The 17,526-nt window shown below is 74.6% G+C and carries 14 protein-coding genes, 1 pseudogene and 1 CRISPR repeat array; of the genes and pseudogenes, 9 read left to right on the forward strand and 6 right to left on the reverse strand.

Annotation, left to right across the window (positions count from 1 at the left end; translation table 11 throughout):
* Positions 1-97 precede the first annotated feature (97 nt).
* Positions 98-919: a CRISPR direct-repeat array (repeat unit 28 nt; unit sequence GTCTTCCCCGCACGCGCGGGGGTGGTCC).
* Positions 920-983: 64 nt separating this feature from the next.
* The gene (locus tag ACFP3R_RS34045) at positions 984-1,733 is read right to left on the reverse strand and encodes an SDR family NAD(P)-dependent oxidoreductase (RefSeq protein WP_380642454.1); all 750 of its coding nucleotides are present in this window, start codon (positions 1,731-1,733) and stop codon (positions 984-986) included.
* Positions 1,734-1,834: 101 nt separating this feature from the next.
* Between ACFP3R_RS34045 and ACFP3R_RS34050 the strand changes: the two genes are divergently transcribed.
* Both ACFP3R_RS34050 and ACFP3R_RS34055 read left to right on the forward strand, forming a co-directional pair.
* A complete protein-coding gene (locus ACFP3R_RS34050; protein WP_380642456.1) occupies positions 1,835-2,428 on the forward strand; it encodes a TetR/AcrR family transcriptional regulator in 594 nt (197 codons plus the stop codon).
* 210 nt (positions 2,429-2,638) lie between these two features.
* Positions 2,639-2,914, forward strand: a complete 276-nt coding sequence (locus ACFP3R_RS34055; RefSeq protein WP_380642458.1) for a hypothetical protein — start codon at positions 2,639-2,641, stop codon at positions 2,912-2,914.
* 93 nt (positions 2,915-3,007) lie between these two features.
* Here ACFP3R_RS34055 and ACFP3R_RS34060 read toward each other — a convergent pair whose 3' ends face one another.
* Both ACFP3R_RS34060 and ACFP3R_RS34065 read right to left on the reverse strand, forming a co-directional pair.
* Entirely contained in the window at positions 3,008-4,552 is a 1,545-nt protein-coding gene (locus ACFP3R_RS34060; RefSeq protein ID WP_380642460.1) for a flavin-containing monooxygenase, read from the reverse strand.
* A gap of 91 nt (positions 4,553-4,643) precedes the next feature.
* Positions 4,644-5,399 (reverse strand): ZIP family metal transporter, encoded by a 756-nt coding sequence (locus tag ACFP3R_RS34065; RefSeq protein WP_380642462.1) that lies wholly within the window; start codon positions 5,397-5,399, stop codon positions 4,644-4,646.
* A 172-nt stretch (positions 5,400-5,571) separates the two neighbouring features.
* Here ACFP3R_RS34065 and ACFP3R_RS34070 point away from each other — a divergent pair, with 172 nt between their 5' ends.
* On the forward strand, positions 5,572-9,285 hold the full coding sequence (locus ACFP3R_RS34070; protein WP_380642463.1) for a hypothetical protein: 3,714 nt from the start codon (positions 5,572-5,574) through the stop codon (positions 9,283-9,285).
* Positions 9,286-9,328: 43 nt separating this feature from the next.
* On the opposite strand, the gene argG is transcribed toward ACFP3R_RS34070, so the two are convergent.
* Both argG and ACFP3R_RS34080 read right to left on the reverse strand, forming a co-directional pair.
* Positions 9,329-10,771, reverse strand: coding sequence for an argininosuccinate synthase (gene argG, locus ACFP3R_RS34075; protein ID WP_380642465.1), 1,443 nt, complete (start codon positions 10,769-10,771; stop codon positions 9,329-9,331).
* A gap of 150 nt (positions 10,772-10,921) precedes the next feature.
* Complete coding sequence (locus ACFP3R_RS34080) at positions 10,922-11,320, reverse strand: helix-turn-helix domain-containing protein (RefSeq protein ID WP_380642467.1); 399 nt, start codon at positions 11,318-11,320, stop codon at positions 10,922-10,924.
* 157 nt (positions 11,321-11,477) lie between these two features.
* Between ACFP3R_RS34080 and ACFP3R_RS34085 the strand changes: the two genes are divergently transcribed.
* From ACFP3R_RS34085 to ACFP3R_RS34095, 3 genes are read left to right on the forward strand one after another with little or no spacing between them, the layout of a single operon-like run.
* Entirely contained in the window at positions 11,478-12,830 is a 1,353-nt protein-coding gene (locus ACFP3R_RS34085) for a hemolysin family protein (protein WP_380642469.1), read from the forward strand.
* A complete protein-coding gene (locus tag ACFP3R_RS34090; protein ID WP_380642471.1) occupies positions 12,827-13,873 on the forward strand; it encodes a hemolysin family protein in 1,047 nt (348 codons plus the stop codon). Before ACFP3R_RS34085 ends, ACFP3R_RS34090 begins: the two co-directional genes overlap by 4 nt.
* Before the next feature lie 31 nt (positions 13,874-13,904).
* A complete protein-coding gene (locus tag ACFP3R_RS34095) occupies positions 13,905-14,981 on the forward strand; it encodes a sporulation protein (protein WP_380642473.1) in 1,077 nt (358 codons plus the stop codon).
* A 157-nt stretch (positions 14,982-15,138) separates the two neighbouring features.
* On the opposite strand, the gene ACFP3R_RS34100 is transcribed toward ACFP3R_RS34095, so the two are convergent.
* A complete protein-coding gene (locus tag ACFP3R_RS34100) occupies positions 15,139-15,489 on the reverse strand; it encodes an ArsR/SmtB family transcription factor (protein WP_380642475.1) in 351 nt (116 codons plus the stop codon).
* Between the two features lie 66 nt (positions 15,490-15,555).
* On the opposite strand from ACFP3R_RS34100, the gene ACFP3R_RS34105 reads away from it, so the two are divergent.
* From ACFP3R_RS34105 to ACFP3R_RS34115, 3 genes and pseudogenes are all read left to right on the forward strand, one after another.
* A complete protein-coding gene (locus ACFP3R_RS34105) occupies positions 15,556-15,822 on the forward strand; it encodes a hypothetical protein (RefSeq protein WP_380642477.1) in 267 nt (88 codons plus the stop codon).
* A pseudogene (locus ACFP3R_RS34110) lies at positions 15,822-16,553 on the forward strand (HAD-IC family P-type ATPase); the annotation flags it as partial. The gene ACFP3R_RS34105 and the pseudogene ACFP3R_RS34110, both read left to right, overlap by 1 nt.
* Complete coding sequence (locus tag ACFP3R_RS34115; RefSeq protein ID WP_380642535.1) at positions 16,439-17,329, forward strand: HAD-IC family P-type ATPase; 891 nt, start codon at positions 16,439-16,441, stop codon at positions 17,327-17,329. The pseudogene ACFP3R_RS34110 and the gene ACFP3R_RS34115, both read left to right, overlap by 115 nt.
* Positions 17,330-17,526 lie beyond the last annotated feature (197 nt).

The following is a 17,526-nucleotide window of genomic DNA, read 5'->3' on the forward strand; positions in this document are numbered from 1 at the left end:
AGCCATGGTCCGCTGGGCCATGATCCGCATCACCACCCGCCGACTCACCCAACCTCAGTAGCTCGGAAACGGGCACTAACATCACTGGTCAGGAAGTGTCTTCCCCGCACGCGCGGGGGTGGTCCGTCCGGCCACGGTGGCCGCTCCGGCCACGGTGGGTCTTCCCCGCACGCGCGGGGGTGGTCCCTCGGCCACGTAGGGCACGCCCATGAACTGCTCGTCTTCCCCGCACGCGCGGGGGTGGTCCATCAAGGACCCGGGTCAGCCGGGTGAGTTCATCGTCTTCCCCGCACGCGCGGGGGTGGTCCGGTGACGCCACCGCCGCGGCTGCCGTCACCGACGTCTTCCCCGCACGCGCGGGGGTGGTCCGTCCTTGCGGGTCGGGGGTGCCGACGGTGGGGTGTCTTCCCCGCACGCGCGGGGGTGGTCCCCGGCGGCAGGGACCGGGTGATGCGGGAGCGCAGTCTTCCCCGCACGCGCGGGGGTGGTCCGGCGTCGAGGACCAGGCCGTAGTGGGTGCAGACGGTCTTCCCCGCACGCGCGGGGGTGGTCCTGTCCCCCTCACCTTGATTTCGGGTGCCCCTGCGTCTTCCCCGCACGCGCGGGGGTGGTCCGTAGCGCGCTCCGAACGCGGCGAGCGGGTCCGGGTCTTCCCCGCACGCGCGGGGGTGGTCCCCCCGTGGGTGGGTGCTCTGGCCGAAGCGGACGGTCTTCCCCGCACGCGCGGGGGTGGTCCGAGCCTCGTGATGTCCTGGGCGATCTGCTCCACGTCTTCCCCGCACGCGCGGGGTGGTCCGGGGCCGGCGCCCACTCGCCCCACTGCTTGAAGGTCTTCCCCGCACGCGCGGGGGTGGTCCCCGGCGGGTCTGCCGGCGCACCGGCGGGGGGCCGGTCTTCCCCGCACGAGCGGGGGCGGGCCGGTGCGCCCGGCCAGGCTGTTCCCCCGAACCGCGCCACCGCGCCAGCCATCCCGACCCTGCCCGTCAAACGCTCGTGTACCCACCGTCGACGAACCACTCGGCGCCGTTGACGTACGTGGCGGTGTCCGAGGCCAGGAGCAGGGCCGCCGACGCGACCTCGTCGGGGTCGCCGAGCCGTCCCACCGGGAGCACGGTCTCGAACATCTTGACGAAGTCGTCCTGTCGGTCCTCGGGGACGACGCCGAGCAGGCCGGGGGTCCGGATCGGCCCCGGGCTCAGCACGTTGACCCGGAAACCGTTCTCCCGCGCGTTGAGCGTCCAGCTGCGGGCGAAGTTGCGCAGCGCCGCCTTGGTCGCGCCGTAGACCTCCATGCCCCGGTCGGGGCGCGAGGACGTGCTCGACCCGATGAGGATCACCGAGGCCCCCTTCGACAGCAGGGGCATCGCCTTCTGCACCCCGAACACCGCGCCCTTCACGTTCGTGGCGAACATGCTGTCGAACTGCTCCTCGGTGATGTCCCCGAGGACGGCCGGCACCGCGCCGCCCGCGTTGGCCACCAGGACGTCGATCCGGCCCGACCGCTGCGCGACGACCTCGTAGAGGGCGTCGAGTTCGGCCAGGTTCCCCACGTCGCACCGCACCGCGACGGCCCGCGGTCCGAGTTCCGCGGCCGCCGCGTCGATCCGGGCCTGCCGGCGGCCGGTGACGAAGACCTGCGCGCCCTCGGCGACGAACCGCCGGGCGATGGCCAGCCCGATCCCGCTCGTCCCACCGGTGACCACGGCCACCTTGTCGTCCAGGAGTCCACTCATCGCCCGAATTCCCCATCCTCGTCGAAGACCCGTTCTTGACCGGGTCGTCCACAACGTAGAGCGTTGTGGACGACCCGGTCAAGAACGCTTAGACTGCGGGGGTGCCGAGGCCGAGGGAGTTCGACGAGGAGAGCGTGCTGAACACGGCGCGCGACCAGTTCTGGACGACCGGTTTCGCCGGCACCAGCATGGACGCGATCGCGGCGGCCACCGGCCTGGGCAAGGGCAGCCTGTACGGGGCGTTCGGCGGCAAGCGCCAACTCTTCCACCGGGTGTTCGACGACCACTGCGACGCGGCGATCTCCTCGGCGAACCGCCGGCTGGGCGGTGACGACGCGCAGGCGTTCGAGCGGCTCACCGCCTATTTCCTGGACCACGCGACCGCCTGCGCCGAGCCCGGCCACCGCGGCTGCCTGCTGGCCAAGGGCACGGCGGAACTGGCCGAGCACGACGAGGTGGTGGCGGCCCGCTCGCTGAAGACCTTCGAGAGCATCCACCAGGCCATCACCGCCGACCTCGAAGCGTGCCGGCGCAACGGCGACCTCGACCCCGCCGCCGACCCGCGGCAACTCGCCGGCCTGCTGCTGGCCGTTCACCGCGGCATCGAGGCCCTCGGCAAGGCCGGAACCGACGAGGACACCCTGCGGGGCATCGCGGAGACGGCCCTGGCCCACCTCCCGCGTCCGCCTCGGTAGCGTCCACGCCGGTAGCGCACGCCGCGGACCGGGACGGGCAGGCGGTTCAGCGCGGCGCGGACCGCGTACCCGGCACCGACCGCGAGGCCGCCGCCGGGGCACTGTCACACTCGACGGCATGGATGTCGTCGCGCCGTGCCCCGTGGGAGAGGCAGGGGTGCGCGTGCCCTCGCCCGCGCCGAACCGGTGCCGGCTGTGCGGAGCACAGCTGTGAGCGCCGTCCAACTGCCCCGGGACATCCGGGGTGAGGCGCTGTGCCGGCACGCCCGACCCGGGTCCTGCACCTGGTGGTGCTCCTACCGGCGGGCGGTGTGCTCGATCGGCTCGGTGGCGGGGCTGGTGCTGGCGGGCTGGGCGTCGATGTGGATGTGGGGCGACGCGCAAGCCCGGGAACGCGCGGCGGAAGCGGTGGGGGCGGTGGGACTGGTGGTGGCGGTCGGCGTGGTCGCGGTGCTGCTGACCGATCGGGTCAGCAACCGCCTCTGACGAACTCGCCGACGAGCGTCCCGACCGCCGCCGGGCCGCGCACCACCACGGTGCGCCGGACGCGGTTCGCCGACCCGGACCGGGGCGGGCGGTTCAGCGCGGCGCGGACCGCGTGCCCGGCACCGACCGCGAAGGCGCCGCCGACCCACTCCCCCGCCGACGGCTGAACCGCAGGTGCTCGTCGTCCACCGGGCGGTCGCGCAGCAGCTTCACGTCACCGTGGTAGCTCATCGACATCAGCCACGGGGCCCGCTCCCCCTGGCGCGGCAACTGGTCGAGCGAACGACGGACGTAACCGGCGGCGAAGTCCAGCAGCGGCCGGGTCGTCATGGGGCCCTCCCCGGTGTCCGGGCGGCACGTGTCGTACCCGTGCGCGTCCATGTGCGCCAGCAGGCGGCAGAAGTGCTCGCACAGCAGGCCGATCTTGAGCGTCCAGGACGCGTTGGTGTAGCCGATGGCGAAGGAGAAGTTCGGCACGCCGCTGAGCATCATGCCGCGGAAGGCCACGGTGTCGGGCAGGGCCACGGGCGCGCCGTCCACGGTGAGGGTGATGCCGCCCATGGCCCGCAGCTTCAGGCCGGTGGCGGTGACGATGACGTCGGCTTCCAGCTCGCGGCCCGACGCGAGTCGCACGCCCCGCTCGGTGAAGGTCTCGACCCGGTCGGTCACCACCGAGGCCCGGCCGCCGCGGATGGCCCGGAACAGGTCGCCGTCCGGTACCACGCACAGGCGCTGGTCCCACGGGTCGTAGGTGGGGCGGAAGTGCTCGTCGACCGGGTAGCCCTCGGGGAGCTGCCTGGTGTTGATCCGGCGGATCAGGCGGCGGGCGGCCCTGGGGAAGCGTTGGCAGAACAGCCAGACGGCGCGCTGTTGGGCGATGTTCTTGCGCCTGATGACCGGGTAGGCGCGGTGGGTGCCGAGCACCTTGCGCAGCAGCCCGGCGACGGGGTCCACCGACGGCACGGGCATGACGTAGGTGGGTGAGCGCTGGAGCATCGTCACGTGGGCCGCGGTGTCGGCCAGGGCCGGGACGAGGGTGATCGCGGTGGCGCCGCTGCCGATGACGACCACGCGCTTGCCGGCGTGGTCGAGGTCCTCGGGCCAGTGCTGCGGGTGGATGACCGTGCCGCGGAAGTCCTCGCGGCCCTCGAACCCCGGGGTGAAGCCCTCGTCGTAGTCGTAGTAGCCGCTCGCGCAGAACAGCCAGCCGCAGGTCAGGCTCAGCCGCTCGCCGGTGTCGGCGCGCTCGACCTCCACCAGCCAGCGCGCGTCCTCGGTCGACCAGGACGCGGCGAGCACCCGGTGGAGGGTGCGGACGTGCCGGTCGATGCCGTTCTCGGCCGCGGTCTCGCGCAGGTAGTCGAGGATCGTGGTGGCGTCGGCGATGGACTTCCGGCTGGTCCACGGCTTGAACTCGTAGCTGAAGGTGTAGAGGTCGGAGTCGGAGCGGATGCCCGGGTAGCGGAACAGGTCCCAGGTGCCGCCGATCGCGTCGCGGGCCTCCAGGATCGCCCAGGTCTTCCCCGGCAGCCTGGTGCGCAGGTAGTGGGCGGCGCCGATGCCGGAGATGCCCGCGCCGACGATCAGCACGTCGAGGTGCTCCGGGTCGCCGGGTTCGGGTGCCGCGGGGTGGGACATGGTGCTCCAGTGCTGCGCGCAGGGGTGCCGACGACCACCATCATCGCCTCACCGCGCCCCGGCGCAAAGGGGCGGCCCGGTGGTCAAGCGGTCAGCTTTCGAGCTGGGACAAGCCGAAGGCGGTGAGGAAGCCCGCGACCGTGATCAGCCCGATCCACAGGTGGGCGTTCTCGAACGCCTCGGGGATCATGGTGTCGGCGACCATGGTCAGGATCGCGCCACCGGCCAGCGCGGTGATCGCGGCCAGCACCGCCCCGGACGCCCCGCCCAGCACCCCGTACCCGAGCATCGCCGCCAGGCCGCTGATCACCGCGATACCGGCCCAGAGCCCGAACACGTAGCCGCGCCCGCGCCCGGCCCGCCTCATGCCCGAGGCGCTGGACAGGCCCTCGGGCACGTTGCTGATGAACACCGCGGCCACCGTGACGACGCTGACCGCGCCGCCGCCGAGCAGGCTGGTGCCGATCACGATGGACTCGGGCACGCCGTCGAGCAGCGCGCCCAGCGCGATGGCGGTGCCGGAACCGGACTGCTCCGACTCGGAGGGCTGCTGCCCGCCGGAGCGCTTGCGGTGCCGCGCGCCGCGCCGGGCCAGGGCGACGTTGGCCAGGGTGTAGATCAGCGCGCCGGCCACCGCGCCCAGCGCCGTGGGCAGCAGGCCGCCCTGGTCGTGCGCCTCGGCGATCAGCTCGAACGACACCGCGGAGAGCAGCACGCCGCTGCCGAAGGCCATCACGGCGGCCACCGCGCCGGCCGGTATCCGGACCAGGTAGCCGATCAGCGCGCCCACGACCAGCGCCGAGCCCGCCAGCAGCCCCCAGCCGCCCGCCACCAGCACACCCGGCACGGTGTCGTCCCCTCGTCGATCGTCCGGCCCGGAGCCCCGGCCGCTCTCGTGCTCGCGACTACCCGGGCCGTGGACGCGGAAACCCCCTGACCGGGGTGGTCGGGCCCGAAGCCGACGAGGTCCCGCCGCCGGAAAGCTGGACCGGCCCCCTCGGGGCGGGGAGAATGGCCGCGTGCCCGACGACGGCGGGGTGCCCGAGCACCAGAACCGGGTGACCGGTCTCGCGTTGCAGCCGGTCGTGCAGGCCCGCGACATCAGCGGCGGGGTGCACGTCGGGACCGGGTCGCCCGCCGCGCGCTCGCGCTACCGCGAGCAGGTGCGCCAGATCGCTCCCCCGGAGCTGGTCGGGCGGGAGGCCGAACTCGCCGAGCTGGCGGCGTTCTGCCTCGACGACGACGCCGGGGCCTACCGCTGGTGGCGCGCGCCGAAGTGGGCGGGCAAGTCCGCGCTGATGTCCTGGTTCGTCCTGCACCCGCCGGCCGGGGTGCGGGTGGTGTCGTTCTTCGTGACCGGTCGCCTGGCCGGCCAGGACCACCGGGGCGCGTTCGTCGAGGTCGTGCTCGAACAGCTCGCCGAGCTGCTGGCGGAGCCGCTGCCGGCGCTGCTGCCCGAGGCGACCCGGGAGGCGCACCTGGTCGGGATGCTGGCCGAGGCCGCCGAGCTGTGCCGGTCGCGCGGCGAACGGCTGGTGCTGCTCGTCGACGGCCTGGACGAGGACCGGGGCGTCACGACGCCCACCGGCGCGCACAGCATCGCGGCGCTGCTGCCCGCCCACCCTGCGGACGGGCTTCGGGTGGTGGTCTCGGGGCGGCCCAACCCGCCCGCGCCCGCCGACCTCAGCCCGCACCACCCGCTGCGCGACCCCCGGATCACCCGGGACCTGGCGGTGTCCGCGCGGGCCCGCGTCCTGCGCGACGACATGGAACTGGAGCTGGACCGGCTGCTGCGGGGCGACCCGGCCGGGCGGGACCTGCTGGGCCTGGTCGTCTCGGCGGCGGGTGGTCTCGGCGGGCCGGACCTGGCCGAGCTGACCGGCCGCGACGAGCACGAGGTGCGCCGGCAGCTGCGCACCGTGGCCGGGCGCGGCTTCGACGTCCGCCCCGGCCGCTGGCGGCCGGGCACGGTCTACCTGCTGGGCCACGAGGAGCTCCAGGCGTCGGCCGAGGAGCGCCTGGGGCGCGCCGCGATCGCCGGGTACCGGGACCGCCTGCACCGCTGGGCCGACGGGTACCGCGACCGGGGCTGGCCCGAGGACACCCCCGAGTACCTGCTGCGCGGCTACCACCGGCTGCTGGTGGCCACCGGTGACACCGCCCGGCTGGTCTCCTGCGCGACCGACCCGGCCCGGCACGACCGGGTGCTGGACCTGTCCGGCGGCGACGGCGACGCGCTGGCCGAGATCGCCGCCGCCCAGGACGTGCTGCTCACCGCCGAGCGCCCCGACCTGGTCGCCCTGGCGCGGCTGGCCGTGCACCGCGACCGCCTGGTCAAGCGCGGTTCGACGATCCCCGAGCGATTACCCGCGCTGTGGGCGGGCCTGGGCAACGTCGCGCGCGCCGAGGCGCTGACCGACCCCGATCGCCGGCCGGGCGCGGCGGTGCACCTGGCCGGCGCGCTCGCGGCGGGCGGGCACCTCGACCGCGCGGAGGAGCTGGCCTCGTCGATCACCGACCCGGACCGGCGGACCGAGGCGCAGCTCGCCCTGGTGGGGTCGATGATCGCGACCGGGCACGTCGAGCGGGCCGGGTCGGTGGCCCGGGGCCTGCTGGCGGCGCAGGCGAGGATCGCCGCGCTGGTGCTGCTGGCGCGGGCCGCGGCTGGGGCGGGGGACGAGGCGGGCGCGCTGCGGCTGGCCGCGTCCGCGCGAGAGGTCGCGGAGTCGCTGTCCGGCAGCGACCAGCGGGAGCACGCCCTCGTCTCGGCGGCGGAGGCCGCCATCGCGGCCGGGGACCTGCGCGGGGCGGAGGAACTCTGCGGGGTGATGTCGGAACCCTCGCTCCAACTGCCGGTGCTGGCACGCCTCGTGGCGGCGGCGGCGCGCTCCGGCGACCACGGGCAGGCGGGTCGGCTGGCGCTGCTGGTGGAGAACCGCGTCACCGCCGCCTCCCGGCGGGAGCGCGACCACCGCCCCCTGGTGGTCGCGATGACCGCCACGAGGGACGCCGCCGAGGTCGAGGAGTACATCTCCTCGATCAACCCGGCGCACAAGCGGATCGACGCCCTGGTGGCGTGGGTCGCGGAGACCGGGGACCCCGGGCCGCTGGAGGACGCGGTCGCGCTGCTGCCGGAGGTGAGCAGGGACCGGGGCGAGCACGTCGTGGAGGCGTTCCTGGCCCTGGGGGACGTGCGCCGCGCCGAGGAGGTGGCCGCCGAGCACGCCCCGTGGCCGGTGGTGCTGGTGACGATCGGCCGGGCCGCCCTGACCCACGGGCAACCGGAGGTGGCCCGCCGCCTGGCCGTCGAGGCGGAGGTGGCCGCGCGGTCGGGGTCGGGCGCGGCGGACCGGCCGGCGGCCCTGCTGTCGCTCGCGCTGGCCCACGCCGCCCGGGGTCACGCCGCCGAGGCGCGCCGCCTGGCCACCGCCCTGGGCGAGGTGACGCCGGACCACGACCGGCTCGACCTCGTCCGGGTCGAGATCGCGGTGGGCGAGTGGGGACGCGCGGAGGAACTGGCCGTCCACGCCGGGGACGACGTGCGGACGCGGGCGTTCCGGCTGCTCGTGGCCGCCGCTCGGGAACGCGGTGACCACCGCGAGGCCGAACGGCTGGCGTGGCTGGTGCCGGACTCGCCGGACCGGGTCGAACTGCTGGTGGAGCTGGCGCGCGACCTCGCCGCCGCCGGGTCGGCCGACCGGGCCGAGCGGATCGCCGGGTCGATGCCCGACGGGTACTGGCGCACCGAGGCGCTGGTGGCCGCCCTCTCCGGCGACCCGCACTTCGCCGCCCGCGCGGCCGGGCACGCGGGGTCCCTCCCCCACCTGCCGTGGCGGGCCAGGTTGCTGACCGCCGCCGCCCGCGCGGCCCGCGACGACGCCCTGTTCGCGCGGGCCGAGGCGGTCGTGCGGCGGATGGCCAACCCCCTCGCGCGGGTCCGGGCGCTGCTCGACCTCGCGGACGCCGGCAGCGCCACCGGCAGGCACGACCTGGCGCGGTCCGCGCCGGCGCGGGCGTGGGTGGCGCTGCCGGACATCGGGCGGCCCGGACACCGCGCGCGGGCCGCGTTGGCCCTGGTCGCCGCCCGCGCCCGGCTCGGCGACCACGACCACGACGGCGCGGCGGAGCTCGCCCGGTCGCTCGACGAAGACGCCTACCGGGCGAAGGCGGAGGCGCTGGTGGTGCGCGCGCTGGCCACCGCCGAGGACTTCGACCGCGCGGAAGAGGTCGTCGGCACCATCGTGGTCCCCCGGTACCGGGCGGAGGCCCGCCGGTTCCTGGTGGGGGCACTGGCCACCGCGGGCCTGGTGGACCGGGCGCTCGACCTGGTCGAGGGGTTCCACCGGGGGCGTCCGCGCTCCCGCGCGCTCGTGTCGGTGATCGGCGCGACGCCCGGGTCCGTCGAGCTGCCGCGCCACCGCGTGGACGCCCTGGTCGACGCGACGACCGGGCCGGAGCACCGGTCCGACGTCCTGGAGGCGCTGGCCCGCGACGCCCTGCGGCGCGGGGACCGGGCGCGGGCCGAGGCGGTCGTCCCCGCGATCCCGGTGGCCGCCCGGCGGGCCGCGCTGTGGCGGCTCCTGCTGGACGACCCGGAGCTGCGCGCCACCGGCCGCCCGGCCGCGCACCTGCTGACCACCCTGGAGTGGCCCCGCGCGCTGGACGCGGCGGCCGCCGCGCACCCGGAGGTGCTCGACGCGGTGACCGCCGAGTTCGACCTGACCGGCCGGTGACGCGCGCGCCGCCCACGTGGAGCGGCGCGCGCGGACCGCGGCCTCAGTCGTTGCCGGCCTCCAGGGCGGCGTGGTCCAGCAGCTCGTCGTCGGCGGTCCTGCCCCGCGAGGCGATGACCTCGGCCCCGCCCTCGGGCATCTCGCCGATCAGCTCGGTCGGCGCGGTGGGCGCGGCGTTGATCAGGGTCGACTGGCTGCCGATCATGCCCAGGACCGCGTACTGCTCCAGCTTGGCGCGGGAGTCGGCGATGTCCAGGTTGCGCATGGTCAGCTGGCCGATGCGGTCGACCGGGCCGAACGCGGAGTCCGCGGTGCGCTCCATGGACAGCTTGTCCGGGTGGTAGCTGAACGAGGGGCCGGTGGTGTCCAGGACGGAGTAGTCCTCGCCGCGGCGCAGGCGCAGCGTGACCTCGCCGGTGACCGCGGTGCCGACCCAGCGCTGGAGCGACTCGCGCACCATCAGCGCCTGCGGGTCCAGCCAGCGGCCCTCGTAGAGCAGCCGGCCCAGCTTGCGGCCCTCGCTGTGGTAGGCGGCGAGGGTGTCCTCGTTGTGGATGGCGTTGACCAGCCGCTCGTAGGCGGCGTGCAGCAGCGCCATGCCCGGGGCCTCGTAGATGCCGCGGCTCTTGGCCTCGATGACCCGGTTCTCGATCTGGTCGGACATGCCCAGGCCGTGCCGGCCGCCGATGGCGTTGGCCTCCAGCACGAGGTCGACGGAGTCGCCGAACTCCTTGCCGTTGATCGTCACGGGGCGGCCCTGCTCGAAGCCGACGGTGACGTCCTCGGGGGCGATCTCGACCTCGGCGTCCCAGAACCGCACGCCCATGATCGGTTCGACGATCTCGATGCCCGCGCCGAGGTGTTCGAGCGCCTTGGCCTCGTGCGTCGCGCCCCAGATGTTGGCGTCGGTGGAGTACGCCTTCTCGGTGCTGGCCCGGTAGGGCAGGTCGCGGGCGAGCAGCCACTCGGACATCTCGGTGCGGCCGCCCAGCTCGCGGACGAAGTCGGCGTCCAGCCACGGCTTGTAGATCCGCAGGGAGGGGTTGGCGAGCAGGCCGTAGCGGTAGAACCGCTCGATGTCGTTGCCCTTGTAGGTGGAGCCGTCGCCCCAGATCTGCACGTCGTCGTCGAGCATGGCGCGCACCAGCATGGTGCCGGTGACGGCCCGGCCGAGCGGGGTGGTGTTGAAGTACGTGCGGCCGCCGGACCGGATGTGGAATGCCCCGCAGGCCAGGGCCGCGAGGCCCTCCTCGACGAGGGCGGCCCGGCAGTCGACCAGGCGGGCGAGCTCCGCGCCGTAGGTCGAGGCCCGGCCCGGCACGGAGGCGATGTCGGGTTCGTCGTACTGACCGATGTCGGCGGTGTACGTGCACGGCACCGCCCCCTTCTCACGCATCCACGCGACCGCCACCGAGGTGTCGAGGCCACCGGAGAAGGCGATGCCGACGCGTTCGCCGGCGGGGAGGGAAGTGAGCACCTTGGACACGGTTCAGAAGTATGCACGACGATGAATGATCATTCATAGCCGGGGTCGGTGAAGGGTTGCCCGGGGGTCCCGCGGGTACGAGGCGGCTGCCGTGGGCGAGGCAGGACAGCGGGGACGCACGGTTCTCCCGCGCCTCTCCGGACCCCGGCGTCAGGGCGCCAGCATGTCCGGCGGGATCTGGAGCGCGACGGTGATCAGCGAGTGGACCCGGGTGGCGATGGCCGCCAGCAGCCCGTGGACCTCCGGGGACGCGGTCTCGGTCGCGGCCTGGAGGGTGCGCAGGTCCTCGTTGATGCGGTCGAGGATGGCGCTGACGTCGACGTGCGAGGTGCCCAGCGCGCCGGCGATCTGCTCCAGCGGCAGGCCCTCCACCTCCAGTCGCTGGACGAGGTGGATCCGGTCGACGTCGGACGGGTGGTACAGCCGGAAGTTGCCCGCGGTGCGCTTGGTCGGGGAGAGCAGCCCCAGGGTGGTGTAGTAGTCGACGGTGCGGGAGCTGACCCCCGCTCGGGCGGCCAGTTCACCGATCTTGAGCAGGACCTCCGTCACCGCCGGTTTCCCCTCTCCGCCGCACCACGTCAACCGTACAGTGCCACGTGCTAGTGTTGAGTATGCCTGATGAACCTGACGAAACAGACGTGGACGGCTGCAGTACTCGGCCGGGCAGGACCCGGCTGAACTGCGGAACCAACCTGGCGAGCCTACCGTGTTGATCTTCTCCGGCCTGCTCGCGATCGTGGCCCTCACCGCGGCCACCGGGTACTTCGTGGCCCAGGAGTTCGCCTACATGGCGGTCGACCGGGGCAAGCTCCAGCACCTCGCCGAGAACGGCGACAAGGCCGCGGGCCGCGCGTACGCGGTCACGCAGCGCCTGTCCTTCATGCTCTCCGGCGCCCAGTTCGGCATCACGGTCACCGCGCTGCTGGTGGGTTACGTGGCCGAACCGCTGCTCGGCACCGGCCTCACCGGCGTGGTGGGGCTGACCGGCCTGCCCGAGGGCGCGACCACCTCGATCTCCATGGCCGTCGCGCTGGTGTTCGCCACCGCGGTGCAGATGGTGCTGGGCGAACTGTTCCCGAAGAACCTCGCCATCGCGGAACCCGAGGCGCTGGCCAAGGCGCTGAGCGGGTCGACGGTGGTGTACCTGAAGATCGCCGGCCCGGTGATCCGGCTGTTCGACGCGGCGGCCAACAGGCTGCTGCGCGCGGTCGGCATCGAGCCGGTGGAGGAGCTGCCCCAGGGCGCGACCCCCGAGGATCTCAAGCAGATCATCGGTGACGCGGGCGCCGAGGGGCACCTGGACCCCGAGCTGTCCCGGCTGCTCGACCGCGGCCTGGACTTCCGCGGGCTGGTCGCCGAGCAGGCCATGACGCCCCGCGTGGTGGTGCACACCATCCGCGCGGCCGAGCCGGTGGCGCGCGTGGTCGAGCTGCTCGACACCGGCCACTCGCGCTTCCCCGTCGTCGGCGACGGCCTGGACGACCTGCGCGGCGTGATCGGTCTGGCCGAGGTGCTGACCGTCGAGCCCGAGGCGCGCGGCACCACCCCGGTCGGCGACGTGGCCTCGCCCGCGCTGGTCGTGCCCACGACGCTGCCGCTGCCCGCCGTGCTGGAGCGGCTGCGCGCCGAGCACCGCCAGCTGGCGTGCGTGGTGGACGAGTTCGGCGGGTTCGCGGGCGTGGTCTCGCTGGAGGACCTGGCCGAGGAGCTGGTGGGCGAGATCCACGACGAGGACGACATCGTCGAGGAGGCGATCGAGCCGATCGGCCCCGGCGCGTGGCGGGTGCCCGGCCGGATGCGCGTGGACGAGATCGCCGACGCCACCGGGGTCGAGCTGCCCGAGCACGACAGCTACGACACCGTCTCCGGCCTGCTGCTGCACCTGCTGGGGCGCACCGCGCGGGTCGGTGACCGGGTCGAGTTCGACGGCATCTCCCTGCACGTGACCGAGGTCAACCGCAACGTGCCCGGCAGCGTCGTGCTCAGCCGCGCCGACGGCGCGCCGGCGGACGACGCCGGGGACCGCGACACCGCCGAGGACCGGGAGGGCGTCCGATGAACACCACCTGGGCCCTGGTGATCTCCCTGTTCCTGCTGGTGGCCAACGCGTTCTTCGTCGCCGCGGAGTTCGCCCTCATCGCCGCCAAGCGGCACCGGCTGGAGCAGGACGCCGAGACCAGCCGCGCGGCACGTGCCGCCGTGGCCGGTGTCCGCGAGCTGTCGCTGATGCTGGCGGGCGCGCAGCTGGGCATCACGCTGTGCACGCTGGGCCTGGGCGCGCTGGCCAAGCCCGCCGTGGCCGACCTGCTCGACCCGCTGCTGGTGGGCGTGGGCCTGCCCGACGCGGTGGCCTACGCGATCGCGTTCACGCTGTCGCTGTTCGTGGTGGTGTTCCTGCACATGGTCGTGGGCGAGATGGCCCCGAAGTCGTGGGCGATCACCCACCCGGAGCGCTCCGCGACGCTGCTGGCCATCCCGTTCCGGGCGTTCGCCCACGTGGTCCGCCTGCTGCTCAGCGGCCTCAACGGGATCACCAACGCGCTGCTGCGGGCGTTCAAGGTCGAGCCGCAGGACGAGCTGGCGCAGGCGCACCGGCCGGAGGAGCTGCGGATGCTGGTGCGGCAGTCCGGCGAGCACGGCCTGATCCCCGAGGGCCAGCAGCGCCTGCTGACCCGGATGCTCCAGCTCCAGAAGACGACCGTCGCGCAGATCATGGTGCCGATCGAGGACACGGTCAGCGTCACCGAGGACACCGGCGCGCGGGCGATCGAGCACCGCAGCCGCGAGTCCGGGCGCTCCCGCTTCCCGGTCCGGGACGCGGGCGGCGGTTTCGTCGGGCTGGTGCACATCCGCGAGGCGGTGCGCGCCACCGCCGCGGGCAGGGACGTGCCGGCCCGCGAGCTGATGTCCCGGCCGCTGACCCTGCCCGCCGGGATGCCGGTGGCGGGCGCGGTGACCGCGATGCGCGAGGACCGGGCGCAGCTGGCGCTGGTGGCCGGCCCGGACGACCGCGTGGTCGGCATCGCCACCCTGGAAGACCTCCTCGAAGAGCTGATCGGCGATTTCGAGGACGAGACAGACACCCCGCTCCGCAAGAGCTGACCCGCCCACCACCTCCGGAGGAAGAAACCCGATGTTCAAACGGATGCTCAGCGCCTTCGGCGTCGGCGGACCGTCCGTCGACACCGTCCTGGACACCCCGCACGCCCAGCCCGGCCAGGTCGTCAGCGGCCAGGTGCGCATCCAGGGCGGCAGCAACGAGGCCGTCATCGACCAGATCGTGCTGTCCCTGGTCACCCGCGTCGAGGTGGAGCACGGCGACCACGAGTTCAACGGCGTGTCGGAGTTCCTGCGCGTCTCGGTCGCCCAGGGCGTGCGCGTGGCGGCCGGGCAGCCGGTGTCGGTGCCGTTCCGGCTGACGCTCCCGTGGGAGACCCCGATCACCGCGGTCGGCGGGCAGCCGCTGCCCGGCATGACCGTGGGCGTGCGGACCGAGCTGGTCATCTCCGGCGCGCCCGACAAGGGCGACCTGGACCCGGTGCTGGTGGGCCCGCTGCCCTCGCAGGACCGGGTGCTGGAGGCGTTCGGGCAGCTGGGCTTCCAGTTCCGGTCCGCCGACGTGGAGGCGGGCCGGATCCACGGCGTCCACCAGGAGCTCGGCTTCTACCAGGAGATCGAGTTCTTCCCGCCGAGCCAGTTCGCGGGTCGGATCAACCAGGTCGAGCTGACCTTCGTGACCAGCCCGCACGAACTGGTCGTGGTGCTGGAGGCCGACAAGCGCGGGGGCATGTTCTCCTCCGGCTCCGACGCCTTCGGCCGCTTCCACGCCACCCACGACGACGCGGCGCGCACCGACTGGGCGGCGGCCATCGGGCAGTGGCTGGCGCAGGTCTCCGAGCGCGGCGGGCACGCGGCGTTCGGGCAGCCGGGCTACCCGGCGCAGGGCAACCCCGCGTTCGGCGGCCAGCCGGGGTATGGGCAGCCGGGGTACGGCCAACCGGGGTACGGCCAACCGGGCTATGGACAGCCCGGGTACGGTCAGCCGGGTTACGGTCAGCACGGGCACCACGGCCACCACCGCGGTCCCGGTGTGGGCGGCGTGGTCGCGGGCGCGGCGGCGGGCGTGGTCGGTGGCATGATCATCGGCGAGGCCCTGGACGACGCGTTCGAGGACGACGGCGGCGGCGAGGACTTCGCCTCCGAGGAGTGATCCGAGCGGGTGCCGGGGCCGTCACCGGCATCGACACCCGTCCCCCTGATCCGGTGCGGCGAGCGGCCCACCCCCCGGTCGCGCCGCACCACCACCGGCTCCCGCGCCCCTCCCCCCTGGCGCGGGAGCCGGCCTCGTTCCCGGGGTTCCCACCGGCTCAGCCGGTCGGCGCGGGGTCCTCCGAGGTGCCGCGGTCCACGTGGTCGGCGTGGAACAGGGCCTGCTTGAGCAGCCCGCGCACGTGGTCGTTGGCGGCGGAGTAGTAGACGAACGTGCCCTCCCGGCGGCCCTTGACCAGGCCGGCGAGCCTCAGCTTGGCCAGGTGCTGGCTGACCGCCGTGGGCGCCGCGCCGGCGAGTTCGGCGAGGCACGCCACCGACGACTCCCCCTGGAGCAGCGCCCACAGCACCTTGATCCGGGTCGGGTCCGCGAGCAGCCGGAACGACTCGGCGGCCAGGTGCACCTGCTCCTCGTCGGGCATGTCGAAGTCGGACAGCGAGGTGTGCATGGCGCCAGGGTACCCAGCTGTCCCTTTACTTGCGTATCTGCGTGACTGCGCATATATCTTACTGCTGTGACAGCAGAATTCGAGGTCCCCCCACGGGCGGAACCGCGCCGGGCCGGGGTGCGCCGGCGGACCGGGACGTGGTCGCTGCCGGAGGTGCGGTGGGCGGTCGCGGCGACCGCCCTGTTCCTCCTGGGCCTGGCGACCGGGCTCGCCGGTGGCCCCGACCAGCTGTGGTGGGCGCCGCACCTGGCCTGCTGCGCCGCCGGCGGGTGGCAACCGGGCTGGTCCGGCTGCGCGCGCTGCGGGACAGGACCCTGGACGTGGACCTGCTGATGGTCGTGGCGGCGATCGGCGCGGTCTCGATCGGCCAGGTCTTCGACGGCGCGCTGCTGATCGTCGTCTTCGCCGCCTCGGGGGCGCTGGAGGCGGTCGCGACCAAGCGCACCGAGGACTCGGTGCGCGGCCTGCTCGACCTCGCGCCCGAGCGGGCCACGCGGGTCACCGCGACCGGCGAGGAGACCGTGGAGGCCACCCGGCTGCGGATCGGCGACCTCGTCCTGGTGCGGCCCGGGGAACGCGTCGGCGGTGACGGCGAGGTGGTCGGGGGCGCGAGCGAGGTCGACCAGGCCACCATCACCGGCGAGCCGCTGCCGGTGGACAAGCGGCCCGGGGACGGGGTGTTCGCCGGCACCCTCAACGGCACCGGGGCGCTGCGGGTGCGGATCACCCGCTCCCCCGCCGACACCGCGATCGCCCGCATCGTCGCCGTGGTCACCGAGGCGAGCGCGACCAAGTCCCGCGCCCACCTGTTCGTGGAGCAGGTCGAGCAGCGCTACTCGATCGGCATGGTCGCCGCGACGCTCGCGCTGTTCGTCGTGCCGCTGCTGTTCGGCGCGGAGCTGCGGCCGACGCTGCTGCGCGCGATGACGTTCATGATCGTGGCCTCGCCGTGCGCGGTGGTGCTGGCGACGATGCCGCCGCTGCTGTCCGCGATCGCCAACGCCGGCCGCCACGGCGTGCTGGTCAAGTCCGCCGTGGTGCTCGAACGGCTCGGCTCGGTGACGCGGGTGGCGTTCGACAAGACCGGCACGCTGACCGAGGGCGCGCCCCGGCTCGCGGCGGTGCGGCCCGTGCCGGGCGGCCGGTTCGACGAGACCGGACCGACACCGCCGCCGTCCGCGACCTCGTCGCCGGGCTCGAACGCACCGGGCACACCGCGGTGGTCGTCCGGGTCGACGGCCGCCCGGCCGGGGTGCTCGGGCTCGCGGACCGGCTGCGCCCGGACGCCGCGGCCACCGTCGCCCGGATCACCGCCCTCACCGGCGCTCCGCCGGTCCTGCTCACCGGCGACAACCCGCGCGCCGCCGCGCGGCCGGCCGCCGAGGTCGGCATCACCGACGTCCGCGCCGGGCTGCGGCCGGAGGACAAGGTCGCGGCGGTGCGGGAGCTGGAAGCGGGCGGGGACAGGGTGGTCCTGGTCGGCGACGGCGTCAACGACGCGCCCGCGCTCGCCACCGCGCACGTCGGCGTCGCGATGGGGCGCGCCGGGTCCGACCTCGCGCTGGACACGGCGGACGCGGTGATCACCCGCGACGAGCTCGCCACCCTGCCCGCCGTGCTCGCCCTGGCCCGCCGCGCCCGGCGGCTGGTCGTGGCGAACCTCGTCATCGCCGGGGCCTCGATCGCGGTTCTCGTGGCGTGGGACCTGCTGGGCACCCTGCCGCTGCCGCTCGGGGTGGCCGGGCACGAGGGCTCGACCGTCGTGGTGGGCCTCAACGGGTTGCGCCTGCTGCGCGGCGCGGCCTGGCGGCGGGCGGCGAAGCCGGGTGCGGGGGTGTGACCCGCCGAGGTCGTGTGGTCGAGTGCGGCGACGCCCGGGACGACCGGCGCCCCGCGGCGGTCCGCCGTGCGCGGCCCTGCGCCGGCACCGGACGGGGGACGCCGGGTTCGCGGCCGGCGCGCGGTGTGCGCCCGGCTCACCGGCACGAGTACGCAGTTCTGCGGTGATTGGGCCGTTCGGGCACCCACCAACCACCC

It is taken from the genome of Saccharothrix lopnurensis, from assembly GCF_042658445.1.
GTDB lineage: Bacteria > Actinomycetota > Actinomycetes > Mycobacteriales > Pseudonocardiaceae > Actinosynnema > Actinosynnema lopnurensis.